This window comes from Kitasatospora sp. NPDC043949, from assembly GCF_056435365.1.
In genome coordinates, this window is sequence record NZ_JBWKEQ010000021.1 from 17,374 (window position 1) to 42,827 (window position 25,454).

21 protein-coding genes are annotated in these 25,454 nt (G+C 74.2%); 13 read left to right on the forward strand and 8 right to left on the reverse strand.

Translation table 11 applies throughout. The annotated features are described in order from the left end of the window. The first annotated feature begins 194 nt into the window (after window positions 1-194). Complete coding sequence (locus tag AC07AL_RS18960) at window positions 195-563, forward strand: helix-turn-helix domain-containing protein (protein ID WP_049660741.1); 369 nt, start codon at window positions 195-197, stop codon at window positions 561-563. A 55-nt stretch (window positions 564-618) separates the two neighbouring features. After that, a complete protein-coding gene (locus tag AC07AL_RS18965) occupies window positions 619-903 on the forward strand; it encodes a hypothetical protein (RefSeq protein ID WP_363584605.1) in 285 nt (94 codons plus the stop codon). 77 nt (window positions 904-980) lie between these two features. On the opposite strand, the gene AC07AL_RS18970 is transcribed toward AC07AL_RS18965, so the two are convergent. Beyond that, window positions 981-5,732: an ATP-dependent helicase gene (locus tag AC07AL_RS18970; protein ID WP_363584603.1), complete on the reverse strand. Its 4,752-nt coding sequence runs from the start codon at window positions 5,730-5,732 to the stop codon at window positions 981-983. A 172-nt stretch (window positions 5,733-5,904) separates the two neighbouring features. On the opposite strand from AC07AL_RS18970, the gene AC07AL_RS18975 reads away from it, so the two are divergent. The 7 genes from AC07AL_RS18975 (at window position 5,905) to rny (ending at window position 13,682) form a co-directional block, all read left to right on the forward strand. Continuing rightward, window positions 5,905-7,491, forward strand: coding sequence for a S8 family serine peptidase (locus tag AC07AL_RS18975; RefSeq protein WP_478317817.1), 1,587 nt, complete (start codon window positions 5,905-5,907; stop codon window positions 7,489-7,491). A 53-nt stretch (window positions 7,492-7,544) separates the two neighbouring features. Further along, on the forward strand, window positions 7,545-8,135 hold the full coding sequence (locus tag AC07AL_RS18980) for a GNAT family N-acetyltransferase (RefSeq protein ID WP_478317818.1): 591 nt from the start codon (window positions 7,545-7,547) through the stop codon (window positions 8,133-8,135). Further along, window positions 8,132-8,326 (forward strand): DUF3046 domain-containing protein, encoded by a 195-nt coding sequence (locus AC07AL_RS18985; protein WP_363584597.1) that lies wholly within the window; start codon window positions 8,132-8,134, stop codon window positions 8,324-8,326. The genes AC07AL_RS18980 and AC07AL_RS18985 overlap by 4 nt, the downstream gene beginning before the upstream one ends. Before the next feature lie 207 nt (window positions 8,327-8,533). Beyond that, a complete protein-coding gene (locus AC07AL_RS18990) occupies window positions 8,534-9,667 on the forward strand; it encodes an AI-2E family transporter (protein ID WP_363584633.1) in 1,134 nt (377 codons plus the stop codon). A gap of 177 nt (window positions 9,668-9,844) precedes the next feature. Further along, entirely contained in the window at window positions 9,845-10,963 is a 1,119-nt protein-coding gene (gene recA, locus AC07AL_RS18995; protein ID WP_363630360.1) for a recombinase RecA, read from the forward strand. A gap of 4 nt (window positions 10,964-10,967) precedes the next feature. Beyond that, window positions 10,968-12,056, forward strand: a complete 1,089-nt coding sequence (gene recX / locus AC07AL_RS19000; RefSeq protein ID WP_400808578.1) for a recombination regulator RecX — start codon at window positions 10,968-10,970, stop codon at window positions 12,054-12,056. Window positions 12,057-12,212: 156 nt separating this feature from the next. Further along, window positions 12,213-13,682: a ribonuclease Y gene (rny, locus tag AC07AL_RS19005; RefSeq protein ID WP_363630359.1), complete on the forward strand. Its 1,470-nt coding sequence runs from the start codon at window positions 12,213-12,215 to the stop codon at window positions 13,680-13,682. Window positions 13,683-13,740: 58 nt separating this feature from the next. On the opposite strand, the gene AC07AL_RS19010 is transcribed toward rny, so the two are convergent. From AC07AL_RS19010 to AC07AL_RS19030, 5 genes are all read right to left on the reverse strand, one after another. Then, entirely contained in the window at window positions 13,741-15,489 is a 1,749-nt protein-coding gene (locus AC07AL_RS19010; protein ID WP_363584591.1) for an FAD-dependent monooxygenase, read from the reverse strand. 122 nt (window positions 15,490-15,611) lie between these two features. Then, window positions 15,612-16,463 carry an amino acid ABC transporter permease gene (locus tag AC07AL_RS19015; protein WP_363584589.1) on the reverse strand — a complete coding sequence of 284 codons (852 nt, stop codon included), beginning with the start codon at window positions 16,461-16,463 and terminating at the stop codon, window positions 15,612-15,614. Next, window positions 16,460-17,110 carry an amino acid ABC transporter permease gene (locus tag AC07AL_RS19020; RefSeq protein WP_363584587.1) on the reverse strand — a complete coding sequence of 217 codons (651 nt, stop codon included), beginning with the start codon at window positions 17,108-17,110 and terminating at the stop codon, window positions 16,460-16,462. The genes AC07AL_RS19015 and AC07AL_RS19020 overlap by 4 nt, the downstream gene beginning before the upstream one ends. Window positions 17,111-17,165: 55 nt before the next feature. Then, window positions 17,166-18,068, reverse strand: a complete 903-nt coding sequence (locus tag AC07AL_RS19025; RefSeq protein WP_478317819.1) for a glutamate ABC transporter substrate-binding protein — start codon at window positions 18,066-18,068, stop codon at window positions 17,166-17,168. 120 nt (window positions 18,069-18,188) lie between these two features. Next, window positions 18,189-18,962, reverse strand: coding sequence for an amino acid ABC transporter ATP-binding protein (locus tag AC07AL_RS19030; RefSeq protein WP_363584583.1), 774 nt, complete (start codon window positions 18,960-18,962; stop codon window positions 18,189-18,191). A gap of 371 nt (window positions 18,963-19,333) precedes the next feature. Here AC07AL_RS19030 and AC07AL_RS19035 point away from each other — a divergent pair, with 371 nt between their 5' ends. Together AC07AL_RS19035 and AC07AL_RS19040 are read left to right on the forward strand one after the other, a co-directional pair. Further along, on the forward strand, window positions 19,334-20,089 hold the full coding sequence (locus AC07AL_RS19035) for a response regulator transcription factor (protein WP_350880177.1): 756 nt from the start codon (window positions 19,334-19,336) through the stop codon (window positions 20,087-20,089). A gap of 6 nt (window positions 20,090-20,095) precedes the next feature. Continuing rightward, the gene (locus tag AC07AL_RS19040; RefSeq protein ID WP_363630357.1) at window positions 20,096-21,529 is read left to right on the forward strand and encodes a sensor histidine kinase; all 1,434 of its coding nucleotides are present in this window, start codon (window positions 20,096-20,098) and stop codon (window positions 21,527-21,529) included. Window positions 21,530-21,631: 102 nt separating this feature from the next. On the opposite strand, the gene AC07AL_RS19045 is transcribed toward AC07AL_RS19040, so the two are convergent. After that, complete coding sequence (locus tag AC07AL_RS19045) at window positions 21,632-22,651, reverse strand: TAXI family TRAP transporter solute-binding subunit (RefSeq protein ID WP_363584579.1); 1,020 nt, start codon at window positions 22,649-22,651, stop codon at window positions 21,632-21,634. A gap of 85 nt (window positions 22,652-22,736) precedes the next feature. Between AC07AL_RS19045 and miaB the strand changes: the two genes are divergently transcribed. Both miaB and AC07AL_RS19055 read left to right on the forward strand, forming a co-directional pair. Continuing rightward, window positions 22,737-24,239 carry a tRNA (N6-isopentenyl adenosine(37)-C2)-methylthiotransferase MiaB gene (gene miaB / locus AC07AL_RS19050; protein ID WP_363584577.1) on the forward strand — a complete coding sequence of 501 codons (1,503 nt, stop codon included), beginning with the start codon at window positions 22,737-22,739 and terminating at the stop codon, window positions 24,237-24,239. 117 nt (window positions 24,240-24,356) lie between these two features. Continuing rightward, a complete protein-coding gene (locus AC07AL_RS19055) occupies window positions 24,357-25,055 on the forward strand; it encodes a class III extradiol dioxygenase subunit B-like domain-containing protein (RefSeq protein ID WP_363584575.1) in 699 nt (232 codons plus the stop codon). Between the two features lie 15 nt (window positions 25,056-25,070). Here AC07AL_RS19055 and AC07AL_RS19060 read toward each other — a convergent pair whose 3' ends face one another. Then, the gene (locus tag AC07AL_RS19060) at window positions 25,071-25,334 is read right to left on the reverse strand and encodes an antitoxin (protein WP_363584573.1); all 264 of its coding nucleotides are present in this window, start codon (window positions 25,332-25,334) and stop codon (window positions 25,071-25,073) included. Window positions 25,335-25,454: the final 120 nt, after the last annotated feature.

Below are 25,454 nucleotides of genomic sequence, written 5' to 3' on the forward strand. Positions count from 1 at the left end.
TTGCGTGACGGTGGCCGGGCGGCCCACGGCGGGTACCACGAGGGGCCCGCGGACCCGGGAACGACACCGGAACGAGGAGGGGGACAGCCTTGCAGCCCAGAGTGAACACGACCAGGGTCCCCGCACGCGATGCGGGCAAGGCGGTACGGTGGGGTCGTGACATCTCGATCCGCAGTCCGAGGAGGGAGGCACCGATGATCCTGCTTCGTCGCCTACTGGGCGATGTACTGCGTCGGCAGCGCCAGCGCCAGGGCCGCACACTCCGCGAGGTGTCGGCGGCAGCCAGGGTTTCGCTCGGTTACCTCTCCGAGGTCGAGCGGGGACAGAAGGAGGCCTCCTCGGAGCTGCTCTCCGCCATCTGCGACGCGCTCGACGTCCGGATGTCCGAGGTCATGCGCGAGGTCAGCGACGAACTGTCGCTCGCCGAACTTGCGGCGATGGCCACCCTCTCCGAAGGTGATCTGCTGAGGCCGGTACTCGAACCGGTTCCGCTGCCCGCCCCCGGCACCGACCGGGCGAACATGTCGCCCAAGGCCGCCGCGATGGACGTGGTCGCCGCCTGAACCCGGCCTCGACTCCCGGGCTCCTGGTGCCCGGGGCGAGCGAAGGAGGGCGGTCGTGCGCAGAGCCGCGACGGCGTGCACGGAGGCTCGAATACGGCTGCGGCGACTGATGCCGTGGCCGGCCCGCCGGGTCCTGGTGATCCTGACGGCAGGGCTGGTCTGGTGGCTGCCGGCGGTCCGGGGACAGTTGGCCGACGGCGCCGCGCTGGGGTTGCTCGCGGCCGGCGGCTGGGGACTCGGCCTGATCCCGGTCCACGCCGACCGGGACGCCACCGGGCCGGAGCGGCGCCCATCGGCGGCCGTGGCCCGGGTGGAGGCGCAACCGCCGACGGTCGGCTGAGCCACTCGAACGGGTGATACGAGCGAACGAAGGCCGCGGGGCACCGGATGCCCCGCGGCCTTCGCTGTCGGCGGACCTCAGGAGGACCGCAGGCGCAGGCCGCGCGGGGTGGCGTGGAAACCGGCCTCCTCCAGCGCGGCGCCCAGCGCCGAGCCGAGGGCAGGCTCGCCGTTCGCCCGCTCGACCGTGACGCTGCCGAGCGCACCCTCGCGGACCGCGGCCGCCAGCGCGCCCACCGCCAGCGCCCGGGTGGCGCCGTCCTCCGGCCAGGCCAGCAGTGACTTGCCGCCCCGCTCGACGTACAGCGCCAACTCGCCGTCCACCAGCACCACCAGGGCGCCCGCCTTGCGGCCCGGGCGGTGCGCCCGGGCCTCCTTGGCTCCGGGGGCCGTCGGCGGCTCCGGCCAGGGCAGCGCGGAGCCGTAGGCGTTCGCCGGATCGGCGGCGGCCAGCACCAGCACCTGCGGCGGCTCGGTGGCCGGGGCGGCCGGCCACTCGGCGGCCCGGGCCCGCTCCAGTCGTCCGTTGACCGAGCGCAGCCGGTCGGCCGCGCCCTCCATGGCGAACTGGGCGCCGCCCAGCCCCTCGACGAAGTAGCCCCGGCGGGCCCGGCCGCGCTCCTCCATCGCGGCGAGCACCCGGTACACCCCGGCGAAGCCGCCCGGCACCCGCTCGGCGGCCACCGCGCCCCGGGTGACCAGGCCGTGCCGGTCCAGCAGGCTCTGCGCCTGGGTGGTGGCCCGGACCGTCGGGTCGGTGGTGAAGGCGGGCAGCAGTGACCAGCGCCCGGCCACCGTCGGCGGGCCGCTGCGCAGCGCGCCGCCGACCCGGCCGAAGGCGCGGCCGGCGCCGCCGTAGCGGCCGCGCGGGGTCGCCCGGGGCGCGCGGTGGGCGGTGGCACCGGCCGTCCGGCCGGAGCCGAGCAGGGCGCGCAGCGGGGCGAGGGTGTCGTTGGTGACGTACCCGGCCCAGACGAGGTCCCAGAGCGCCTCGACGGCCTCCGGCTCCGGCGTCTCCTCCGGCAACTGCTGGACCAGCTGGCGGAAGAACAGGCCGTAGCCGCCGGCCAGTGCCGCCATCAGCGCGCTGTGCACGGGGGTGAGCGCGGGCGGGACGGGCTCGGGGCGCAGCAGGTGGGCGTGCTCGGCCAGGTGCAGGCTGAGCCAGCCGTCCTTGCCGGGCAGTGCGCCGGCCCCGCACCAGCCGATCTCGCCGGCCGCCGTCAACTCGTCCAGCAGGCCGGGGGAGTAGTCGGTGAGCCGGGCCGGGAGGATCAGCTTCTCCAGGGCGGAGGCGGGCAGGGCGGTGCCCTGGAGCTGTTCGACCACCCGCAGCAGGCCGTCCGGGCCGCGCAGTCGGTGGCCGGCCAGGTGCTGCCACTGCGGGAGGAACGCGGCCAGGGCGCGCGGTGGGACGGGTTCGACCTCCTGGCGCAGGGCGGCCAACGAGCGGCGGCGCAGCCGGCGCAGGACCTCGGCGTCGCACCACTCGGTGGTGGTGTGGTCGGGAGGGGTGGTGTGGAGCGCCTCCGGCGAAGGGTGTTGGCGGGCGACGGGTGGGCGGAACTGGCCCTGGACCAGTCGGCCGGCGGCGGTGAGCCGGTGCAGGGTGCCGGTGACGACGGCGGTGCCGAGGCCGAAGCGGGCGGCCGCCTCGGCGGCGGCGAACGGGCCGTGGGTGCGGGCGTGGCGGGCGAGCAGGTCTCCCAGCGGATCCTTGACCGGCTCGGTGAAGGCCTCGGGGACGCCGACCGGCAGCGGGGTGCCGAGCGCGTCGCGCAGCCGCCCGGCGTCCTCGACGGCGGACCAGCGCCGCTCGCCGGCGATCCGGACCTGGATCACCCGGCGGGCGGCCTCCAACTCCAGTGCCCAGAGCGGCTCGGCGCCGCGGGCCGCCAGCTCGGCCTCGGTGAGCGGGCCGAGCAGGCGCAGCGCGTCGGCGACGCCCTCGGCGTCCTTGATCCGGCGCTCGGGGGTGAGGCGCTGGAGCTCGGCCTCCAACTCGGCGATGACCTGCGGGTCGAGCAGTTCGCTCAGCTCGGCCTGGCCGAGGAGTTCGGACAGCAGCCGGGAGTCGAGCGAGAGGGCGGCGGCGCGGCGCTCGGCGAGCGGGGAGTCCCCCTCGTAGAGGAACTGGGCGACGTAGCCGAACAGGAGGGAGCGGGCGAAGGGCGAGGGCTCGGGGGTGGTGACCTCGACCAGGCGGACGGCGCGGGATTCGAGGTCGCCCATCAGCTCGACCAGGCCCGGCACGTCGAAGACGTCCTGGAGGCACTCGCGGACGGCCTCCAGGACGATCGGGAACGAGCCGTACTCGGAGGCGACTTCGAGCAGTTGGGCGGCGCGCTGGCGCTGCTGCCAGAGCGGGGTGCGGCGGCCGGGGCTGCGGCGCGGGAGCAGCAGGGCACGGCCGGCGCACTCGCGGAAGCGGGAGGCGAACAGGGCGGAGCCGCCGACCTGGTCGGTGACCAGCTGCTCGATCTCGGCGGCGTCGAACAGGGCGGCGTCGGCGCCGACCGGGGCCTCGTCCGAACCGGACCGCTCCGAAGGGCTGTTGAAGTCGAAGTCGGTGGCGAGGAGGTCGGCGTCCGGCAGGCGCAGCACGATGCCGTCGTCGGCGTGCATGACCTGGGGGTCGAGGCCGTGCTTCTCGCGCAGCCGGGCGCCGAGCGCGAGCGCCCAGGGGGCGTGCACCTGGGCGCCGAAGGGGGAGTGGATGACGATCCGCCAGTCGCCGAGCTCGTCCCGGAAGCGCTCGACGACGATGGTGCGGTCGTCCGGGAGGTGGCCGGTGGCGGCGCGCTGCTGGGCGAGGTAGTCGAGCAGGTTGGCGGCGGCCCAGTCGTCCAGGCCGGCCCGGTGCAGCCGGGCGGTGGCGGCCTCGGGCGTCAGGGCGCCCAGCTCGCGGGTGAACGCGCCGAGGGCGCGGCCGAGTTCGAGTGGGCGGCCGAGGGTGTCGCCCTTCCAGAACGGGAGCCGGCCGGGCACGCCGGGGGCGGGGGTGACCAGCACCTTGTCGTGGGTGATCTCCTGGATCCGCCAGGAAGTGGTGCCGAGGGTGAACACGTCGCCGACGCGGGACTCGTAGACCATCTCCTCGTCGAGCTCTCCGACCCGGCCGCCGCCCTTCTTGCCCGTCTTCGAATCGGACCCGGTGGCGCCGGCGATGAAGACGCCGAACAGGCCGCGGTCGGGGATGGTGCCGCCGGAGGTGACGGCGAGCCGCTGGGCGCCGGGCCGGCCGGTCACGGTGCCGGCCACCCGGTCCCAGACCACCCGGGGGCGCAACTCGGCGAAGGCGTCCGAGGGGTAGCGGCCGGCCAGCATGTCGAGCACGGCTTCGAAGGCGGACTGCGGGAGGGTGGCGAAGGGCGCGGCGCGGCGGACCACGGTGAGCAGGTCGTCCACCGGCCAGGCGTCCAGCGCCGTCATCGCGACCAGTTGCTGGGCGAGCACGTCCAGCGGGTTGCGCGGGACGCGCAGCGCTTCGATCCGGCCGGCCCGCATCCGCTCGGTGACCACGGCGGACTGCACCAGGTCCCCGCGGTACTTGGGGAAGAAGACGCCGGTGGAGACGGCGCCGACCTGGTGGCCGGCCCGGCCGACCCGTTGCAGGCCGGAGGCGACCGAGGGCGGGGACTCGACCTGGACGACCAGTTCGACGGCGCCCATGTCGATGCCCAGTTCCAGGCTGGAGGTGGCGACCACGGCGGGCAGCCGGCCAGCCTTCAACTCCTCCTCGACCAGCGCCCGCTGCTCCTTGGAGACCGAGCCGTGGTGGGCGCGCGCGATGACCGGCGGGGCGCCCTTGGCGACGCCGGACTCGGCCATCAGCTGGGCGGGGGAGTGCGCCTCGGGCAGCCGCTCACCGGTGGCCCGTTCGAGGGCGATCTCGTTCAGCCGGTTGCACAGGCGCTCGGCGAGGCGGCGGGAGTTGGCGAAGACGATGGTCGAGCGGTGCGCCTGGACCAGGTCGACGATCCGCTCCTCGACGTGCGGCCAGATCGACGCCTGCCGCTGCGGGTCGGCGTCGGAGGAGGCGCCGGTGGCCGGGGCCGCGGGCAGGTCGTCCAGGTCGGGGACGGGGACGACCACCGACAGGTCGAACTCCTTGGCGGCGGCGGGCTGGACGACGACGGCGCCGCGCTGCGGGCTGAGGTAGCGGGCCACCTCCTCGACCGGGCGGACGGTCGCGGACAGGCCGATCCGGCGGGCCGGGCGCTCCAGCAGTTCGTCCAGCCGCTCCAGGCTGAGCGCGAGGTGGGCGCCGCGCTTGGTGCCGGCGACGGCGTGCACCTCGTCGAGGATCACCGTGTCGACGCCGCGCAGTGCCTCCCGGGAGGCGGAGGTGAGCAGCAGGAACAGCGACTCGGGGGTGGTGATCAGAATGTCCGGCGGGTGGGTGGCGAAGCGGCGGCGGTCGGCGGCGGGGGTGTCGCCGGAGCGGGTGGCGACCTGGACCTCCGGCTCGGGCAGGCCGAGCCGGACGGCGGCCTGGCGCAGGCCGGTCAGCGGGGCACGCAGGTTGCGCTCGACGTCCACCGCGAGGGCCTTGAGCGGCGACACGTACAGGACCCGGCAGCGGCGCTTGGGGTCCGCCGGGGGCGGGGTGCTGCTCAGCCGGTCCAGGGCGGAGAGGAAGGCGGCGAGCGTCTTGCCGGAGCCGGTGGGGGCGACCACCAGGACGTCGGTGTCCTGCCGGATGGCGCGCCAGGCCTCGGCCTGGGCGGTGGTGGGGGCGGAGAAGGCGCCGGTGAACCAGGCCCGGGTGGTCGGGGCGAATCCGGCCAGGGGGTCGTCGTTCGGCGGGGTCGGGTGCGGGGGCGCCATGCCCCCATGGTGCCGGGTGGCACCGACAACCGGGGTGGGGGAGCGGAGGTCGCACGGGTGTGGTGAGCCCGGGTGTAGTTAAAGGAGCAAAAAGGCAAATCCGCTCATATGGTGATGAATCAGGCCAGTGATCCACCCCCGACCCACCGGACCGACGAGCGGAGACCGTGCGATGGCGCAGGTGAACCCGTCCGGCAGTCCCGCCCGTGCCGCCCGCCGCCGCGTCCGCGGGCCCGCCCGGGCGCTGCTCGCGATGCTGCTCACCGCACTCGTGGTCGGCGGCGCCGTCCCGTACGTGTCCGGATCCGGCCGGCCCTACCTCAGCTACCTGGTGCTCGCCGGGCAGGAGGACGCCGCCGGGGCCGCCCTGGCCGGGGCCGAGAGCCGGGCGGCGGGCGGGCAGGTGGTCCAGGAGTACCCGCAGATCGGGGCCGTCCTGGCGTACGCCACCGGCGGCTTCGCGGGCACGCTGCGGGCCCGGCCCGGGATCGCCGCCGTCGGCACCACCCGGACCGAACCGGTGGTCGCCCCGCCCCGCCTGCTGGACGGCGCCGGGGACTTCGCCGCCGGTACCGACCGCGCCGACCGCGCCGGCCGCAGCAGCACCGATCAGACCCGTCGCGACAGCGATCACGCCCGTCGCAGCAGCACCGACAGCACCGACCGGCAGGACGGCGGCACCGTCACGGTGCCAGACCCGGGCGAGGGCGACCCGTGGAACCTCGCCATGCTCGGCGGCGCCGGCGCCCGGGCCGGCGACGCCTCCACCGGGATCCGCGGTCCCGCCGGCGCGCCGACCGCCGACGCGCTGCACAAGGTGCTCGTCGCGGTGCTCGACTCCGGCGTCGACGACACCCACCCGGACCTGCGCGCCGCCGTCGACCCGAAGGCCTCCGTCTCCTGCGCCGACGGCCGGCCCGACGCCCGCTCCGGCTCCTGGCGGCCCGACCCCGGGGTCAGCGAGAGCGGCCACGGCACCCACGTCGCCGGGATCGTCGGCGCCACCCGGGACGGCCACGGCGTCACCGGGGTCGCGCCGGGCGTGCGGATCGCCGCCGTCCGGCTGCTCGGACCGCTCGGCCAGTACTACGCCGAGAACATCGTGTGCGGCATGCTCTGGGCCGCCGACCACGGCGCCAAGGCGATCAACAACAGCTACTTCGCCGACCCGTGGAAGTACAACTGCCCGGAGGACCAGGACCAGGCCGCGCTGATCGCCGCCGTCGGCCGGGCCTCCGCCTACGCCCAGCGCAAGGGCGCCGTCGTGGTCGCCTCGGCGGGCAACGACGGGCAGGACCTCGGTGCCGCCCGGACGGACGAACGCAGCCCCAACGACCGGGTCTCCGGCCCGGCCCGCTCCCGCTACCTGGGCACCGAGTGCATCCGGCTGCCCGGCGAACTGCCCGGCGTCGTCACCGTCACCGCCGTCAACCGGGACGGCCGCCCGTCCGGCTACTCGAACTACGGCCGCGGCCGGGTCTCGCTGGCCGCCCCCGGCGGCGACCCGGACAGCGGGCCGCAGGGCGCGGTCGTCTCCGACTGGCCGGGCGGGCAGTACGCGGCACTGGCCGGCACCTCGATGGCGGCGGCGCACGTCACCGGCGTGGTCGCGGTGGCCGCCGCCCTGCACCCGGACTACGGCTCCGCCCCGCTCGCCGCCCTGCTCGCCGGCACCGCGGCGGCCGCCTGCCCGCCCGGGCCGTACGCCTGCGGGGCCCGGCAGTACTTCGGTGCCGGGCTGCTCGCGCTGCCGCGCTGAGGCGGGCGGAAAACCGGGTGACGCCGCCCGGGCCGGCGGGTGAGGATCGGGGCGTGACCGTCTTCCTCGCCACCGAGCGGCTGGTGCTGCGCCGCTTCACCGCAGCGGACGTCGACCACCTGGTCGAACTGGACGGCGACCCGGAGGTGATGCGCCACCTCACCGGCGGGCGGCCGACCGCGCGGGAGCGGGTCGAGGGCGAACTGCTGCCGCTGTACCTCGCGCACCACCGGCGGTACGGCGACCTCGGCTGGTGGGCGGCCGAGGAGCGGGACGGCGGGGCCTTCCTGGGCTGGTTCGAGTTCCGGCCGACGCGGGACGGCGACCGCTCCGAGGTCGAGCTGGGGTACCGGCTGCGCCGGGCCGCCTGGGGGCTCGGGTACGCGACCGAGGGGGCGCGGGCGCTGGTCCGCCGCGGCTTCACCGAACTGGGCGTGCGGCGGGTGGTGGCGTACACGATGACGGTCAACGCGGGCTCGCGGCGGGTCATGGAGAAGACCGGGCTGTCGTTCGTCCGCACCTTCCACGAGGACTACCCGGAGGCGATCCCCGGCAGCGAGCACGGTGAGGTCGAGTACGCGCTGACGGCCGGGCAGTGGCGGGCCCGGAGCGGGGCCGCGCGGTCCGGGATACTGGAGCCATGAGGCTGACGGAGTTCTGGCGACGGATGCACGCGCACTTCGGGGAGGCGTACGCGGAGTCCTTCGCCTCCGACCACGTGATGAGCGAACTCGGCGGGCGGACGGTGCGGCAGGCGCTGGAGGCGGGCTGGGAGGCCAAGGACGTCTGGCGGGTGGTCTGCGAGACCCAGGGCGTCTCCGGCGTGCTGCGCTGACCACCGCCCGCCCGCGGGACCGACCCCGCCCCGGCGGGGTGCCCGGTGCTCGGGCGGTTCCGGGGGATGGGTGAGACTGTCGGAGTGACAAGCAGCGCAGAAGCACAGAATTCGGACAGGACGGCGCGGGTCGCCGACGAGGCTCCGGGCCCGCCGCCCGAACCGCGGCTGCCGGAGGGCGCGGCCGGCGGCCTCTGGGGTGGCGGGATGCCGCGCTGGCTGCCCCGGGCGATGGTGCTGGCCCTGGTGCTGGTCGGGCTGTTCCAGCTCGCGGACTGGGCCTTCCACCAGCTGATCGACCTCTTCGTGATGCTGCTGGTGGCCTTCTTCCTCTCGCTGGCGCTGGAGCCGGCCGTCGACCGGATGGCGGCGCGCGGGGTGCGTCGCGGGATCGGCACCTTCCTGGTGTTCGTCGCGGTGGGGATCGCGGTGATCGGGTTCCTCGCGGCGCTCGGCACGCTGCTGGTCGATCAGGTCGCGAAGATCGCCGGGGACCTGCCGCACCTGGTCGACAACCTGATCAACTGGGTGAACCGGACGTTCCATCAGGACCTGTCGCTGGGCGAGCTGCAGAAGAAGCTGCTCAAGGACTCCGGCGCGATCGAGAGCTACGCCCAGCAGGCCGCCGACAACGTCTGGGGCCTCTCCTCCACCGTGATCGGCGGGCTCTTCCAGGCCTTCACGGTCGGGCTGTTCACCTTCTACTTCACCGCCGAGGGCCCGCGGGTCCGCCGGACGGTCTGCTCGATGCTGCCGCCCGCCAAGCAGGGCGAGGTGCTGCGGGCCTGGGAGATCGCACTCGCCAAGACCGGCGGCTACCTGTACTCCCGGGCGCTGCTCGCGGTGGTCTCCGCGATCGGGCACTGGGTGATGTTCGCGCTGCTCGACCTGCCGTACGCGGCCGCGCTGGCGGTCTGGGTCGGCGTCATGTCGCAGTTCGTGCCGACCATCGGGACGTACCTGGCCGGCGCGCTGCCGGTGCTGGTGGCGCTCACCGTGCAGCCGGTGGACGCGCTCTGGGTGCTGATCTTCGTGGTGGTCTACCAGCAGGTCGAGAACTACCTGCTGCACCCGAGGATCACCGCGCGGACGGTGGACGTGCACCCGGCGGTCGCGTTCGGCGCGGTGATCGCGGGCGCGGCGCTGCTCGGCGCGGTGGGCGCGCTGATCGCCATCCCGGCGGCGGCCACCTTGCAGGGCTTCGTCGGGACGTACGTGCGGCGGTACGAGGTGGCCACCGACCCGCGGATCGACCGGGGCGAGCAGCGGCGGGCCCGGCGGGAGCTGCGCCGGGAGGCGGCGCGGCGGCTGCGGCGGATGGTCGGCGGCGACGGGAGGTGACCCGGCCGGCGGTGGCGGCACCGTTCGGACGTGCGAGGCTTGAATCGAACAGTTGTTCTCTATACTCTCCGGCGAGGAGTTTTCCACAGGCGGAGCCGGGTCGGGCTCGTTTGTCAGTGGGACGCGCTAGCGTCGAGGACGATGAAGCGCACAGCACAGAACCCGAGGGTGGAAGCCATGGCAGGTACGGACCGCGAGAAGGCCCTTGAGAACGCACTCGCTCAGATCGAGCGGCAGTTCGGCAAGGGCTCGGTGATGCGCCTGGGCGAGAAGGCCAACGAGCCGATCGACGTGATCCCCACCGGGTCCACCGCCCTGGACGTCGCCCTCGGTGTCGGCGGTATCCCGCGCGGCCGGGTGGTCGAGATCTACGGCCCCGAGTCCTCCGGCAAGACCACCCTGACCCTCCACCTGGCGGCCAACGCCCAGCGGGCCGGCGGCACGGTCGCCTTCGTCGACGCGGAGCACGCGCTCGATCCCGAGTACGCCAAGAAGCTCGGCGTGGACACCGACGCCCTGCTGGTCAGCCAGCCGGACACCGGTGAGCAGGCGCTGGAGATCACCGACATGCTGATCCGCTCCGGCGCGGTCGACCTGATCATCATCGACTCGGTCGCGGCGCTCGTCCCGCGCGCGGAGATCGAGGGCGAGATGGGTGACTCGCACGTCGGTCTGCAGGCCCGGCTGATGAGCCAGGCGCTGCGCAAGATCGCCGGTGCGCTGAACCAGTCGGGCACCACGGCGGTGTTCATCAACCAGCTGCGCGAGAAGATCGGCGTCATGTTCGGCTCGCCGGAGACCACGACCGGTGGCCGGGCGCTGAAGTTCTACGCCTCCGTCCGGCTGGACATCCGCCGGATCGAGACCCTGAAGGACGGCACCGAGGCGGTCGGCAACCGCACCCGCGTCAAGGTGGTCAAGAACAAGGTCGCCGCGCCGTTCAAGCAGGCCGAGTTCGACATCCTCTACGGCGTCGGCATCAGCCGCGAGGGCGGCCTGATCGACATGGGCGTCGAGCACGGCTTCATCCGCAAGTCCGGCGCCTGGTACACCTACGAGGGCGACCAGCTCGGCCAGGGCAAGGAGAACGCCCGCAACTTCCTGCGGGACAACCCGCAGCTCGCCGACGAGATCGAGCGGAAGATCAAGGGCAAGCTCGGCATCGGCCCGAAGACCGAGGAGCCGGCAGAGGGCGAGGCCGCGGCCGCTGCCGCCGACGGCGCCGCGAAGCCGATCACCGCGACCGCCGCCAAGACGGCCGCGGCGAAGAAGACGGCGGCGGCCGCCAAGGCCTGAACCGTTGACGCAGCACGACGCAGTGGGTGAGGGCGGACCGGCGGGTCCGGACGGCGACGACTACGGGCCGCCGGACTGGTTCGCCGCCGTGGCGGGGGAGCCGGAGCCGCCGTTCGAGGCGACGCCCCGGGCGCGGTCGCAGTCCCGGAAGGGGCGGCGGCGGGAGCGGTCCTCCGCCGCACAGTGGGCATCCGGTCCGGAGCCGGAGTTCGACCGGGCGCCGGCCCGGGCGGTGCGCGGCGCGGCGCCCGGGCCGGCTCCGGCGGAGCCGACGGTGGACGAGCTCGGGCTCGTCTCCGCCTCCGAACTGCCCACCGGCCGCCGCAGGCGGCGATCGGCACTGGCGGCCGAGGAGTTCGACGAGGCCGGCTCCGCGACGGCGGGCAGCGGCCGGGGCGAGGCCGGGGCGGTCGGTCACGGGGGTGTGACCGCCCCGGCCCCGCGCACCGGTGCCGGGGCGCGTCGTGGGCGGCGCACTGCGGCCGGGCGCTCCGCCGGGCACGCCTCGGACGAGGCGGGCGCTCCGGGTGACGAGCGAGACCCCTCCGCCCGTACCGGCCGAACCGCGCGGAAGCGGGCCGGGGCCGAGGAGACGGCCGATCCCGAGGGCCGTGCCCGCGACATCTGCCTGCGGCTGCTCACCGGCGCCGCCAAGAGCCGCAAACAGCTCGCCGACGCCCTGCGCAAGCGGGAGATCCCGGACGACGTCGCCGACGAGGTGCTCACCCGGCTCGAAGAGGTCGGGCTGATCGACGACGCGGCCTTCGCCGCGGCCTGGGTGGAGTCCCGGCACGCCGTCCGGGGGCTGTCCCGGCGGGCGCTGGCCCAGGAACTGCGCACCAAGGGCGTGACCGCGGACCTGGTCGAACAGGCCGTCGCCCAGCTCGACCACGACGACGAGACCGAGGCCGCCCGGGCGCTGGTGGACCGCAAGCTGCGGTCCACCCGGGGGCTGGACCCGCAGGTCCGGATACGGCGGCTGGTCGGCGTGCTGGCCCGGCGCGGCTACTCCGAGGGGCTGGCGTTCCGGGTGGTGCGGAGCGCGCTGGACGAGGAGGAGCCGGGCGAACCGTCGGGAACCGGGAGGGACTAGTGGCCGTCCGGTAGCTATTGCGTACGCTTCTTGGTCCAGTCCAGGTCGAGTCTTGACCGTTTCGTGACCCGCGCCTAGCCTCGCACTCAGTGCGGGGGCGCTTCCGGACGGCGGTCCACGCCGGGCGGCGGACAGCGGTGACGGGGAGTGGGCGGCATGAGGATCTCTGCGGGCACCGGATCGGACGCCTCCCTGCTGCTCCTCGCCGGGTCGGCCGGCGCCGTCCTGCTGCTCCTCGCCGTCCTGGTCGGGTTGCTGGCCAAGCGGCTCCGGGCCGCCCAGCGGCGCGCCGGCGTCGAGGCCGAGCGCGTTCGCGGCTGGGCCGAGCAGCAGACCTCCCGGCAGCGGGCCGAACTCGACCGGCGTGAGGAGCAGTTGGCCGAGGAGCTGCGCCGGGTCCGGACCAGGGAGGACGAACTCGCCGCGCGCTCCGCCGAGCTGGAGCGCGCCCGGGGCGAGGCCGAGGCGCTGGTGACCCGCCGGGTGGCGGTGCTGGAGCGGGCCGGCGGACTCTCCGCCGAGCAGGCCCGCGCCGAACTCCTGCGCGAGGCCGCGACCACGGCCCGGCGGGAGGCCGCGGTCACGGTCCGGGAGCTCGAGCGCGAGGCCAGGGAGGAGGGCGAGCGCCGGGCCCGGGGCATCCTCGCCGGGGCGATCCAGCGGCTGGCGACGGTGCAGACCGCCGAGACGGCGGTCACCGTCTTCCGGCTGCCGAGCGAGGACATGAAGGGCCGGATCATCGGCCGCGAAGGCCGCAACATCCGTGCCTTCGAGGCGGTCACCGGCGTCAACCTGATCATCGACGACACCCCCGCGACGGTGCAGCTCTCCTGCTTCGACCCGGTCCGCCGGGAGACCGCCCGGCTCACCCTGGAACAACTGGTCGAGGACGGCCGGATCCACCCGACCCGGATCGAGCACGTCCACGAGCGCAGCCGCGAGGAGGTCGAGCAGTGCTGCGTCCGGGCCGGTGAGGACGCCCTGCTGGACGCCCGGGTCGGCGGGATGCACCCCGAACTCGTCCGCACCCTGGGCAGTCTGCGCTACCGGGTCTCGTACGGGCAGAACGTGCTCGGGCACCTGCTGGAGTCCGCGCACCTGGCCGGGATGATGGCCGCCGAGCTCGGGGTGGCCCCGGAGCCGGTACGGCGGTCGGCACTGCTGCACGACATCGGCAAGGCGCTCACCCACGAGGTCGAGGGCAGCCACGCGGCGGTCGGCGCGGACTTCGCCCGCCGGCACGGGGAGTCCCCGGAGGTGGTGCACGCGATCGCCGCGCACCACGGCGAGGTGGAGCCGCGCACCGTGGAGGCCGTGCTCACGCAGGCCGCGGACGCCTGTTCGGGCGGGCGGCCCGGGGCGCGCAAGGAGTCGCTGGAGGTGTACGTGCGGCGGCTGGCGCGGCTGGAGGAGATCGCCCGCGCGCACGAGGGCGTGGCCGAGGTGTACGCGATGCAGGCGGGGCGCGAGGTACGGGTGATGGTGCGGCCGGAGGAGGTGGACGACCTCGGGGCGCAGCTGATCGCCCGCGAGGTCGCCCGGCAGGTCGCCGAGGAGCTGACCTATCCCGGCCAGATCCGGGTGACGGTGGTCCGGGAGAGCCGGGCCATCGCGGTGGCGAGTTAGGCCCTGCCCGGCCCTGCCAGGCCCTGTCCGGCGCACGCCCGGGGCGCGCGCCAGGGCCCTACGCGCGGGGTGAGTCCACCTGCCGGGGCGCCTGGCGGACGGCGGGCTCCGGCGCGGGGTCCTGGTCGGGCTCGGCTTCGGGTGCGCCGGCGAGCGGGGCCGGCCCGCCCCGGGCGCGGTCGGCGAGCGCCAGCAGGTCTTCGGCGGCGGCGCCCTGGGTGGCGCCGACCAGGTGCCCGTCCGGCCGGATCAGCAGCACGGTGTGCGGCCCGGCCTCCGGGTACTCCTCGGTGACCAGCACTTCGGCGGGCACCGGCAGCGCGGCGGCGACCTCGGCGAGCCGGGGCATCAGGCCGGCGCCCAGCCAGTGCTCGGCGGACCAGACGGCGGTGCCGGGGGCGACCAGCAGCAGCAGGAAGGTGACGCCGAGCCGGGCGTGCAGGTGGTCCGGGGTGCCGTCGGCGGCGAGCACCGGCAGGTCCGGGACGAGCACGCCGGGGGCGGTGGCCGGCAGCAGTTCGCTGAGCGAGGTGGTGCCGCGGGCGCCGCGCTGGACCGGCACCCGGCCGGGGACGCCCGAGGGCGCGGCCGGGTAGGCGGGCGCGCCGCCGAAGCGGCCGGTGCCGAGCTGTCCGTCGGCGAGCAGCGGTGCGTGCTTGCGGAAGCCGCCGACCAGCAGCGAGCGCCGGGTCTGCTGCCAGCCGCGCAGCGGGCGCAGCAGCGGCATGGACTGGTCGACGGCGCGCAGCCGGGCGCCGACCGCGCCGCGCCGTTCGGCCTCGTAGCCGTCCAGCAGGGAGCCTCCGGGTTGTGGGCCGCCGGAGTGGAGGTGCCAGGCGAGGGAGAGCCGCCAGGCGAGGTTGTCGGCGTCGCGCAGCCCGTCGGCCAGGTTCTGCATGCCGAGCGCGCCGTGCAGGTGGGCGGCGTCGCCGGCGAGGAAGCAGCGGCCGCTGCGGAACCGGGCGGCGAGGCGCTGCTGGGCGGTGTGGTCGGCGGCGGCGAGCAGGTCGAAGCGGGGGAGTTCGCCGCACCAGCCGGTGAGGGTGGCGGTGACCCGGGTGAGCAGGGTGTCGCCGGTGACGACGCCGGGCCAGGTGGCGTGCGGGTCGACGGTTTCGGTGGGCGCGGGCCGCCCGGGGGGCAGCCGCCAGTCGAGCCGCCAGACGCCGTCCGGCAGCGGGCGTGCGGAGGCCTCGCGGTCGCCGCGCCACGGGGGCTCGCGGTGCAGCCGGGCCTCGTGGAAGGGCAGGTCGACCCGGACGGTGGCGATGGCGTTGCGGTCGACGGCGGGGCGGCCGGGGAAGCGGATCTTCAGGAGCTTGCGGACGGCGGATCTGGCGCCGTCGCAGCCGACCAGGTGGCTGCCGCGCCACCAGGTGCTGGAGCCGTCCTGGGTGCCGTGGGTGCGGACGCTGACGCCGTCGCGGTCCTGTTCCAGTTCGACGACCCGGCTCAGCGGGACCAGCCGGACCAGCGGGGTGCCGGTGAGGGCGTCGCGCAGGCCGCGCTGGAGGCGGTGCTGGGGCAGGTGGAAGGCGGGGGAGTCGGTGAGGTCGATCCGCAGCACCTCCTGGCGGCGGCGCCAGACGGTGAAGGAGTCCCAGAGGGCGGAGTCCGAGACGGCCCGCGGGTAGCCGATCCGGGTGAGGAAGGCGGCGGTGTCGGCCCCGAGGACGACGCTGCGCGGGCCCTCGGGGCAGAGCCCGGAGCCCTCGTCCAGGACGATGGTCGGCACCTCGTGCCGGGCGAGGGCGAGGGCCAGGGCCAGACCGACCGGTCCGGCCCCGACCACGATCACCGGGTCCATGTGGTGACCTCCGGGCACGAACCGGCCGATGGGCCGGCGTCAGTTACCGCTGCCGCATATGCCGCGTGGATGCTCCCGGGAGGTGTCACGAAGAGCAATGCAACAGTTCACCTGCGTGTGCGTCAAGCAGCAGCTGAAGTGCGCCGGTTCGCGCCGCGACGGCCGCGCGCTTCGATCCACCGGGCGAGGGCGGTCAGCAGCAGGCACATGGCGATGTAGATCGGACCGATCACCAGCACCACGGGGATGTAGGGGAAGCCCGCGGCGTTGATCGGCTGGCTGGCGATCGCCTTGCCGACGAACAGCAGCTCGTGGAAGGTGATGACGAAGCCGAGCGAGGTGTCCTTCAGGGTGACGACCAGCTGGCCGATCATCGAGGGCAGCATCGAGCGGATCGCCTGCGGCACCAGGATGCCGGCCATCACCTGGGTCTTGCGCATGCCGAGCGCGTAGGCCGCCTCGGCCTGGCCGCGCGGGACGGCGTTGACGCCGCTGCGGATGATCTCGGCCTGCACCGAGCCGTTGTAGAGGGTGAGGCCGAGCACCAGCGCCCACATCGGCTCCTTCGCGAAGAACGCGTAGTAGAGCGCGACGATCAGGATCAGCAGTGGCATCGCCCGGAAGAACTGGACGAAGCCGACGGCCGCCCAGCGGACCGGCTTGTGGTCGGAGAGCTGCCCGGCGGCGAGCAGGCCGCCCAGGGCGAGCGAGAACAGTGCGGCCAGGCCGAAGGCCTCCAGGGTGGAGAGCAGGCCGTCCACGATGCGCTGCTGGACGGTGTTGTACTGGAACGCGTCCCACATCTGCGGGTCGAACTGGCCGTTGTCGGAGAGCGCGGCGAAGACGTACCAGAGCAGGGCGGCGACACCGATCAGCGCCAGCACCCCGAACAGCCGGTACCGGGTGCGGGCCCGCGGGCCGGGGGCGTCGTAGAGGACGCTGGCCGTGGGGGTGCGGGTGAAGAGGTTGCTCATCGGGCCACCGCCAGTCGGGATTCCAGGACGCGGAACAGCGTGGCGACCGTGGCACTGATCACCAGGTAGGCGCAGGCCACCCAGAAGAAGATCCCGAAGATCGCGTAGCCGCGCTCGGAGAGGGTCTGCTGCACGCTGTACAGCTCGCTGACGCTGAACGCGCCGGCGATCGCCGAGTTCCTCGGCAGCGCGATGAACACGCTGCTCAGCGGGGCCAGGACGGTCCGGGTGGCCTGCGGCAGGATGACCAGGGTGAGGGTCTGGCCGAAGCTCATGCCGAGGCTGCGGGCCGCCTCGGCCTGGCCGAGCGGCACGGTGTTGATGCCCGAGCGGATCACCTCGCAGACGAACGAGGCGGTGTAGCCGCCGAGCGCCAGCACCGCGAAGGTGAGGTGGCCGAAGTGCACCCCGAGCGGCGGCAGGCCGAAGGTGACGGCGAAGAACAGCAGGGTCAGCGGGGTGTTGCGGAACAGCGTGACCCAGGCGGTGCCGAAGGCACGCAGGACCGGCACCGGGGAGACCCGGAAGGCCGCCAGCAGGGTGCCCAGCAGCAGGGCGAGCAGGGCGCTGAGCGCGCTCAGCTCGATCGTCTGCAGGAAGCCGTCGCGGAACAACGTGAAGTTGTCCTGCTCGAACAGGAACCCCATCCGGCGGCCCTCCTCTCATCAGATGGTCAGGACGGATGGTCGGGCGTGGACCGGATCAGTAGCGTTCGAGGGCCGGCACGGCCGGCGCGGCGGAGCCGGACGCGCCCAGGGTCGCGTCGTAGGCCTTCTTCCAGTCGCCGTTGTCCTCGTGGGCCTTGAGCGCGTCGCTGATGGCGTTGCGCAGGACCGCGTCGTCCTTGTTGAGACCGACGCCGTAGTTCTCCTTGGTGAACGGCTTGCCGACCACCTTGAGCTTGGGGGCGTACTTGGAGGCGTAGCCCTTGAGGATCGCGTCGTCGGTGGTGACCGCGTCGACCTCGCCGGACAGCAGCTTCTCGACGCAGGCCGAGTAGGTGTCGAACTGCGTGATCTTCGGGTTGTACTGCTGGATGTTCTTGATCGAGGTGGAGCCGGTGGCGGTGCAGATGTTCTTGCCGCCGACGCTCTCCGGGCCGGTGATCGAGGTGTTGTCGGCCTTCACCAGGAAGTCCTGGCCGGCGATGTAGTACGGGCCGGCGAAGGAGACCGTCTTCTTGCGCTCGTCGTTGATGCTGTAGGTGCCGACGTAGAAGTCGATCTGGCCCTTGGCGATGGCCGGCTCGCGCTGCGAGGAGACCAGCGTCTGCCACTTGATCTGCTGCGGGCTGAAGCCGAGGTCGGCGGCGATCATCTTGGCGATCTCGATGTCGAAGCCGCTGCGGTCGCCGCTGGCGACGTCCTCGAAGCCCAGGAACGGCTGGTCGGCCTTGGCGCCGATGATCAGCTGACCGTGCTTCTTCGCCTCGGCGAGGATCGCCGAGTCGATCTTGACGTCGGTCTTGACCGTGTAGGTGGGCAGCGCCGGGGCGTTGCCGCTGCTCGCGGCGGTGGCGCCGGGGGTGCCGTCCTTGCCACAGGCGGCGGTGGCGGTGAGCGCGACGGCACAGAGCGCGACGGCGAGGGTGCGACGAGTCCTCATGAGGGTTGTTCTCCTGGGAGCTGGGCCACGGCTAACCGGGCTCTGGCGTCTGGAAGGTGCGTGCGCGGGCAGGGCCGCCCGGCGTCCTTGCCGGCGGCGGTCCCGCGTGGTCTCGAAGCGTCAGTGGTGGAGGATCTTCGAGAGGAAGTCCTTGGCGCGGTCGGAACGCGGCGCGGTGAAGAAGGCGTCCGGGGTGTTCTGCTCGACGATCCGGCCGTCGGCCATGAACAGCACGCGGTTGGCGGCGGAGCGGGCGAAACCCATCTCGTGGGTGACCACGACCATCGTCATGCCGTCGGCGGCCAGCTGGCGCATGACCTCCAGCACCTCGTTGACCATCTCCGGGTCGAGGGCCGAGGTGGGCTCGTCGAAGAGCATCACCTTGGGCTTCATCGCCAGCGCCCGGGCGATCGCCACGCGCTGCTGCTGGCCGCCGGAGAGCTGGGCGGGGAACTTGTCCGCCTGTGCGCCGACACCGACCCGCTCCAGCAGTTCGCGGGCGGTCTTCTCGGCCTGCGCCCGGGCGATCCCGCGCACCTTGACCTGGCCGATGACGACGTTCTCCAGCACCGTCTTGTGCGCGAACAGGTTGAAGCTCTGGAACACCATGCCGACCTCGGCGCGCAGCCGGGCCAGCTCCTTGCCCTCGGCGGGCAGCGGGCGGCCGTCGATGGTGATCGTGCCGGAGTCGATGGTCTCCAGCCGGTTGATCGTCCGGCAGAGCGTCGACTTGCCGGAGCCGGACGGCCCGATCAGGACCACGACCTCGCCCTGGACGATCTTCAGGTCGATGTCCTGGAGGACGTGCAGCGCTCCGTAGTGCTTGTTCACGCTGCTCAGCACGACCAGGGGGGCGGCTGCAGGGGTGGAGTCCTCGACCGGATTCTCGGCCATCGCGCCTGCTCCCTCGTGTCGGCCCGTGAAAGTCTGAACTCCCTTGGGCGGCAATGGTGGTACGAAATCCGGGAGCCGCGACCGGCGGAGCCGCAGCCCCCGGTGGGCCGACCATAGGAGTGATGACGACGTGCCGTCAGCCGATCTGAGCGGAACTTGAGGATCACGAAACGGCCACACGCTGCTCGCGGGCCGTTCGCCGGGTCGCCAACGGGGCATGTGAAAGCGGGCGTCCGCGCCGGCGCGCCCCGCCCCGTGGCAGCCGTCGGGCGACCGAGCCTGGCGCCGGGCCGCCCACTGGCTCATACTGCGCAGGACCGGGGCCCGACCGGGCGGTCCCGGTGATCAGGTGGGGGAAGGAGGAGAACAGGATGCGACTGCTGCTCGTCGAGGACGACGAACGCGTGGCCGCCGCGCTGGTCGCGGTACTGGGCCGGCACGGCTTCCAGGTCCGGCACGCCCGCAGCGGGCACGAGGCGCTGGACGCCCTGGTGCCGGACGGGAACGACCCGTACCGGGTGGTGCTGCTCGACCTCGGGCTGCCCGACCGCGACGGCTTCGAGGTGTGCAGCCGGATCAGGGCCGGCAGCGGCGTCCCGGTGATCATGGTCACCGCCCGCGCCGACATCCGCTCCCGGATCCACGGCCTCAACCTGGGCGCCGACGACTACGTCACCAAGCCCTACGACATGGGCGAGCTGCTCGCCCGCATCCACGCGGTGGCCCGCCGCGGCGCCGCCCCCGCCTCGGTGGCGGTGCCCGCGCCCGACGCCGTCCCGCAGCAGCGCGGCCCGCTGGAGTCCCGCGGCATCCGGATCGACCGGGAGCGCCGCCGGGTCAGCGTGGACGGCCGGGACGTGCCGCTCACCCGCAAGGAGTTCGACCTGCTCGCCCTGCTCGCCCAGAGCCCCGGCGTGGTCTACCGGCGCGAGCAGATCTTCAGCGAGGTCTGGCGCAGCGGCTGGGAGGGCAACGGGCGCACCCTGGAGGTGCACATCGGCTCGCTGCGCAACAAGCTCGCGCTGCCCGGCCTGGTCGAGGCCGTCCGCGGCGTCGGCTACCGCCTGATCCCGGAGTCCCCGGCGCCCGCCGCGGACCCGGCCCCGCCCGCCCCCGCGGAGCGCTGACCGCACGTGCGCACCCGCCTGCTCGGCATCCTGATCGCCCTCATGCTCTGCGTCCTGGCCGCCCTGGGGCTGCCGCTCGCGGCGGCGGTCGCGGCGGCCGAGCAGAGCAAGGTGGTCGTCGACCGGCTCGACGACGCCGCCCGCTTCGCCCAGGACCTGCCCACCTCCGGCCCCTCGGCGGTGGAGTCCGCGCTCAAGGGCGACCCGGAGCCCGCCCCCGGCGACGTCAGCCGCCGGCACGCGATCGACGCCGAGGTCCGCCGCTACCACGACCTGTACGGCGTGCGGCTGGGCATCTTCCAGCGCGACGGCGTGCCGATCGCCGCCGCCCCCGCCGACTGGCGGGTGCCCCCCGGGGGCTGGGGCGCGCAGGCCTTCCAGGAGGCGCTGGACGGGCGGCGCAGCCACAACCCGCCCCAGGTCTGGCCGTGGACCGACGACCGCACCCTGACCGTCGCCACCCCGGTGGTGCGCGACGGCGACGTGGTCGCGGTGGTGCTCAGCGAGTCCCCCACCGGGGCGCTGCGCACCCGGATCCTGCACAGCTGGCTGGTGATCGGCGCCGGCGAGGCCGCCGCGATGATCGTCGCGGTGCTGCTGGCCGGTCGGCTCACCGAGTGGGTGCTGCGCCCGGTCCGCACCCTCGACCGGGCCACCCACGACATCGCCACCGGCCGGATGGCCGCCCGGGTCGCGCCCGGCGGCGGCCCGCCCGAGCTGCAGCGGCTGGCCCGCTCGTTCAACGAGATGGCCGACCACGTGGTGCTCGCCATGGACCAGCAGAAGGCCTTCGTCGCGGACGCCTCGCACCAGCTGCGCAACCCGCTGGCGGCCCTGCTGCTGCGGGTCGAGGTGCTCGGCCTGGAACTGCCCGAGGGGCACGAGGAGGAGCTCGGCGGCGTCCGGGAGGAGGGCGTCCGGCTGGCCCGGGTGCTGGACGACCTGCTGGGCCTGGCCACCGCCGAGCACGCCCGCCCCGAACCCGAGCAGACCGATCTCGCCGCGCTCACCCTGGCCCGGGTCGACGCCTGGCGGCCGGTCGCCGAGCAGCGCGGGATCGAGCTGCGCTGGGAGGGCCCGGCGCTCGCCGTCGGCATGGCGGACCCGATCGGCTTCGGCTCCGCCCTGGACGCCGTGCTGGACAACGCGCTCAAGTTCGGCCCGGCCGGCAGCGGGGTGCGGCTGAGGGTCTCGGTGCGCCGGGACGAGGTCGCGGTGACCGTCACGGACGCCGGGCCCGGCCTCGCCGAGGACGAGCTGCCCCGCGCCGGGGACCGCTTCTGGCGCAGCCCGCGGCACCAGAACGTGGACGGCTCCGGGCTCGGCCTGTCGATCGCCCGCACCCTGCTGGCGGCGGGCGGCGGTTCGCTCGCCTTCGCCCCGGTCCAGCCGACCGGGCTCGCGGTGACGCTGGCGGTGCCGCGGCCGGAGAAGCGGTAGCCCGTACGGGCCCACGGCGCCCGTGCGGCGTCAGGGCTTCCGGGCTTCAGGGCTTCACCTTCAGGGCCTCACCTTCAGGGCTCCACCTTCAGGGCTCCACCTTCAGGGCTTCACCGAGCGGTAGTAGCGGGCCGCGCCCTCGTGCAGCGGGAGCGGGTCGGTGTAGACGGCGGTGCGCAGGTCGACCAGCTGGGCGGCGTGCACCTGAGCGCCGATCTGGTCGCGGCTGTCGATCACCGCCCGGGTCATGCCCTCGACCAGGCCCGGGTCCACGTCGTCCCGGGTGATCAGCAGGTTGGGCACGGCCACGGTGGAGACGGCGTCCTTGGGGTCGGCGTTCGGGTAGGTGCCCTTGGGCATGGTGGCCGCCCGGTAGGCGTCGGTGCCGCCGCCCTCCATCTTGTGGATGGCCCCGGCGAGGTCCCCCAGCGGCACGACCCGCATCCGCATGTGGTCGGACAGGTCGGTGAGGGCGCTGGTCGGCAGCCCGCCGGACCAGAAGAAGGCGTCGAGCTTGTTCTCCCGCAGCTGGTCGGCGGCGTCCCCGACGCCCGCCGACACCGGGACGATGTCGTGGTCCGGGTCCAGGCCGGCCGCGGCCAGCAGCCGCCTGGTCACCAGGTTCACCCCGGACTGCGGCAGGCCCACGCCGACCCGCAGCCCCTTGAGGTCGGCCGTGCGGTGCACCGTCGAGGAGGACGGGACGATCAGCTGGAGGTAGTCGTCGTACAGCCGTGCGATCGCCCGCAGCCGGTCCTTGCCCGGGCCCTGGTAGTCGGCGACGGCGTCGGCGGTGGCGATCGCGAAGTCGTCCTGGCCGCTGGTCACCCGGGCCAGGTTGTCGATCGAGCCCTCGGTGTTGTCCAGGGCCAGCCGCACCCCCGGCATGGCCTTGGCGACGTGGGCCTCCAGCAGCTGCCCGTACCGGTCGTAGACACCGCGCTGCACGCCGGTCGCGAAGCGCGTCTCGCCGCGCGGGTAGCCGGGCGAGCGGCCCGCCGACAGCCACCAGCCGCCCAGCCCCGCGACCAGCAGCACCAGCACCAGCACCGTCCGCCACAGCGGGCTGCGGGCCGCGGTGCGGACGGCGGCGCCGAGACGGGACGGGGTGGTGGGGGTCATGCAGGGATACTGCCAGGCGCTCCGCCGGAACGGGAGGGGAAACGGTGGGGGAAAAGCGCTTCGCGGCTGCCCGTACCCTGGTCTGGTGAGCGGTGAGAGCGGATTGAAGAGCTACAAGGTCGTCACGTACGGCTGCCAGATGAACGTCCACGACTCCGAGCGGCTGTCCGGCCTGCTGGAGGACGCGGGTTACGTCAAGGCCGGGCAGGACGGCGACCCGGACCTGGTCGTGTTCAACACCTGCGCGGTGCGGGAGAACGCCGACAACAAGCTGTACGGCAACCTCGGGCAGCTGGCGCCGGTCAAGAGCCGCCACAAGGGCATGCAGATCGCCGTCGGCGGCTGCCTCGCCCAGAAGGACCGCGACACCATCGTCCGCAAGGCCCCCTGGGTCGACGTGGTGTTCGGCACCCACAACATCGGCCACCTGCCGGCGCTGCTGGAGCGGGCCGCGGTCGAGCGCAAGGCCCAGGTCGAGATCCTGGAGTCGCTGGAGACCTTCCCCTCCACCCTGCCGACCCGCCGCGAGTCCGCGTACGCCGCGTGGGTCGCCATCTCCGTCGGCTGCAACAACACCTGCACCTTCTGCATCGTCCCCGCGCTGCGCGGCAAGGAGGAGGACCGCCGCCCCGGCGACGTCCTCGCCGAGATCGAGGCGCTGGTGGACGAGGGCGTCATCGAGGTGACCCTGCTCGGCCAGAACGTCAACGCCTACGGCTCCGACCTGGGCGACCGCGAGGCCTTCTCCAAGCTGCTGCGCGCCGCCGGCCAGATCGAGGGCCTGGAGCGGATCCGCTTCACCTCGCCGCACCCGCGCGACTTCACCGACGACGTGATCGCCGCGATGGCCGAGACGCCGAACGTGATGCACCAGCTGCACATGCCGCTGCAGTCCGGCTCCGACACCGTCCTCAAGGCGATGCGCCGCTCCTACCGCCAGGAGCGCTTCCTCGGGATCATCCGGAAGGTCCGCGAGGCGATGCCGGACGCGGCCATCTCCACCGACATCATCGTGGGCTTCCCCGGCGAGACCGAGGAGGACTTCGAGCAGACGATGCACACCGTCCGCGAGGCCCGCTTCACCAACGCCTTCACCTTCCAGTACTCCAAGCGCCCCGGCACCCCGGCCGCCGAGATGGCGGACCAGGTGCCGAAGGCCGTCGTGCAGGCCCGCTACGACCGGCTGATCGCCCTCCAGGAGGAGATCTCCTGGGAGGAGAACAAGAAGCAGGTCGGCCGCACCCTGGAGATCCTGGTCGCCGAGGGCGAGGGCAAGAAGGACGACAAGACCGACCGGCTCTCCGGCCGCGCCCCCGACAACCGGCTGGTGCACTTCACCAGGCCGACGGAGCCGGTGCGCCCGGGCGACCTGGTGACCGTCGAGATCACCTACGCCGCCCCGCACCACCTGCTCGCCGAGGGCCCGTCGCTCGCGGTGCGCCGCACCCGGGCCGGCGACGCCTGGGAGAAGCGCCAGGCCAAGCCCGCGGCCAAGCCGGCCGGGGTGATGCTCGGCCTGCCGGGCATCGGTGCCCCGGCCGCGCTGCCCCTGGCCGCTCCGGCGGGCGGGGCCTGCTGCGGCGACTGACGGCCCGCTCCTCGAACGGGTCCCGCTCCTCGAACGGCGGCCCGCTCCTCCACCGGCGGCCCGGCGGGACTTCGAGTCCGGCCGGGCCGCCGTCGCCGTTTGGCTAGAGTGATCCGCATGCTGGTAGCCGCCGCCGTGTGCCCCTGTCCGCCGCTGCTCGTCCCCGAGGTCGCCGCCGGGGCGGCCGCCGAACTGGACCCGCTGCGGGCCGCCTGCGACGAGGCCCTCGCGGCGCTGATCGCGGCCGGACCGCAGCTGGTCGTGGTGGTCGGCGCCGGCCCGGAGGCCGAGGTGTGGACCGAGGGCGGGGCCGGCTCCTTCCACCGCTACGGGGTGCCGCTGGTCGCCAAGCTGCCCGGCGGCCGGGTCGAGGGGCCGGAGCTGGCGCCCTCGCTGACGGTCGGCGCCTGGCTGCTGGAGCGCGCCGGGGTGACGCTGCCGACGCACGCCTGCGCGGTGCCCGCCGACGCGCCCGCCGACCGGATGCTCGGGCTCGGCCAGGGCCTGGCCCAGCTGGCCGACCGGGTCGGCCTGCTGGTGGTGGGCGACGGCAGCGCCTGCCGCTCGGTGAAGGCGCCCGGCTACCTGGACGAGCGCGCCGAGGGCTTCGACGCCGCCCTGGCCGCCGCGCTGGGCTCAGCCGACCTGCCCGCGCTCGCCGCTTTGGACGCCGGGCTGGCCGCCGAGCTCAAGGCCGAGGGCCGGGCGCCCTGGCAGGTGCTGGCCGGCGCCGCGGAGGGCGCCGGCCTCACCGCGCGGCTCGGCTACCAGGACGCCCCGTACGGGGTCGGCTACGTCGTGGCGTCCTGGAGCTGATCGGAGCGCGGGGCGTCAGGCCCGCGGCGCCTGGCCGTTGCCGCCGGCCGGCCCCTCCTCGCCCGGCTTCGGCTTGTGGGCGAAGTCGTCCACCGCGCCCTTGGCCTTGCTGGCGCCGTGCTCGATCTTCTCGCTGTACTTGCCCTTGGTCGCCTTGTCGATCGCGCCGCCGGCCTTGTCCACCGCGTGCTCGATCTGCTCGCTGTGCTTGCCGGCGAGCTCACTGGCCTTGCCCTTGAGCTCTTCGGCCTTGCCCTTGAGGTTGTCCATCAGACCCATGGCGATCTCACCCTTTCGTCCCTGTCTCCTGCCCAACGTCCGTCACCGCCGAACCGTTCGCAAACCGGCTCAACTGCGGAAACGGCGGAGATGGCCGGAGACGGCTGGACACAGTCACAT

Excerpts from the sequence above, each read along its gene's own strand:
- AC07AL_RS18985 (WP_363584597.1), top strand. The coding sequence starts at position 8,132 with ATGAGGCTGACGGAGTTCTGGCGACGGATGCACGCGCACTTCGGGGAG.
- AC07AL_RS18960 (WP_049660741.1), top strand. The coding sequence starts at position 195 with ATGATCCTGCTTCGTCGCCTACTGGGCGATGTACTGCGTCGGCAGCGC.
- AC07AL_RS19025 (WP_478317819.1), bottom strand. The coding sequence starts at position 18,068 with ATGAGGACTCGTCGCACCCTCGCCGTCGCGCTCTGTGCCGTCGCGCTC.
- AC07AL_RS18990 (WP_363584633.1), top strand. The coding sequence starts at position 8,534 with ATGCCGCGCTGGCTGCCCCGGGCGATGGTGCTGGCCCTGGTGCTGGTC.
- rny (WP_363630359.1), top strand. The coding sequence starts at position 12,213 with ATGAGGATCTCTGCGGGCACCGGATCGGACGCCTCCCTGCTGCTCCTC.
- AC07AL_RS18970 (WP_363584603.1), bottom strand. The coding sequence starts at position 5,732 with ATGGCGCCCCCGCACCCGACCCCGCCGAACGACGACCCCCTGGCCGGA.
- AC07AL_RS19035 (WP_350880177.1), top strand. The coding sequence starts at position 19,334 with ATGCGACTGCTGCTCGTCGAGGACGACGAACGCGTGGCCGCCGCGCTG.
- AC07AL_RS19045 (WP_363584579.1), bottom strand. The coding sequence starts at position 22,651 with ATGACCCCCACCACCCCGTCCCGTCTCGGCGCCGCCGTCCGCACCGCG.
- AC07AL_RS19015 (WP_363584589.1), bottom strand. The coding sequence starts at position 16,463 with ATGAGCAACCTCTTCACCCGCACCCCCACGGCCAGCGTCCTCTACGAC.
- AC07AL_RS19055 (WP_363584575.1), top strand. The coding sequence starts at position 24,357 with ATGCTGGTAGCCGCCGCCGTGTGCCCCTGTCCGCCGCTGCTCGTCCCC.
- AC07AL_RS19010 (WP_363584591.1), bottom strand. The coding sequence starts at position 15,489 with ATGGACCCGGTGATCGTGGTCGGGGCCGGACCGGTCGGTCTGGCCCTG.
- AC07AL_RS18975 (WP_478317817.1), top strand. The coding sequence starts at position 5,905 with ATGGCGCAGGTGAACCCGTCCGGCAGTCCCGCCCGTGCCGCCCGCCGC.
- recA (WP_363630360.1), top strand. The coding sequence starts at position 9,845 with ATGGCAGGTACGGACCGCGAGAAGGCCCTTGAGAACGCACTCGCTCAG.
- AC07AL_RS19060 (WP_363584573.1), bottom strand. The coding sequence starts at position 25,334 with ATGGGTCTGATGGACAACCTCAAGGGCAAGGCCGAAGAGCTCAAGGGC.
- AC07AL_RS19020 (WP_363584587.1), bottom strand. The coding sequence starts at position 17,110 with ATGGGGTTCCTGTTCGAGCAGGACAACTTCACGTTGTTCCGCGACGGC.
- AC07AL_RS19030 (WP_363584583.1), bottom strand. The coding sequence starts at position 18,962 with ATGGCCGAGAATCCGGTCGAGGACTCCACCCCTGCAGCCGCCCCCCTG.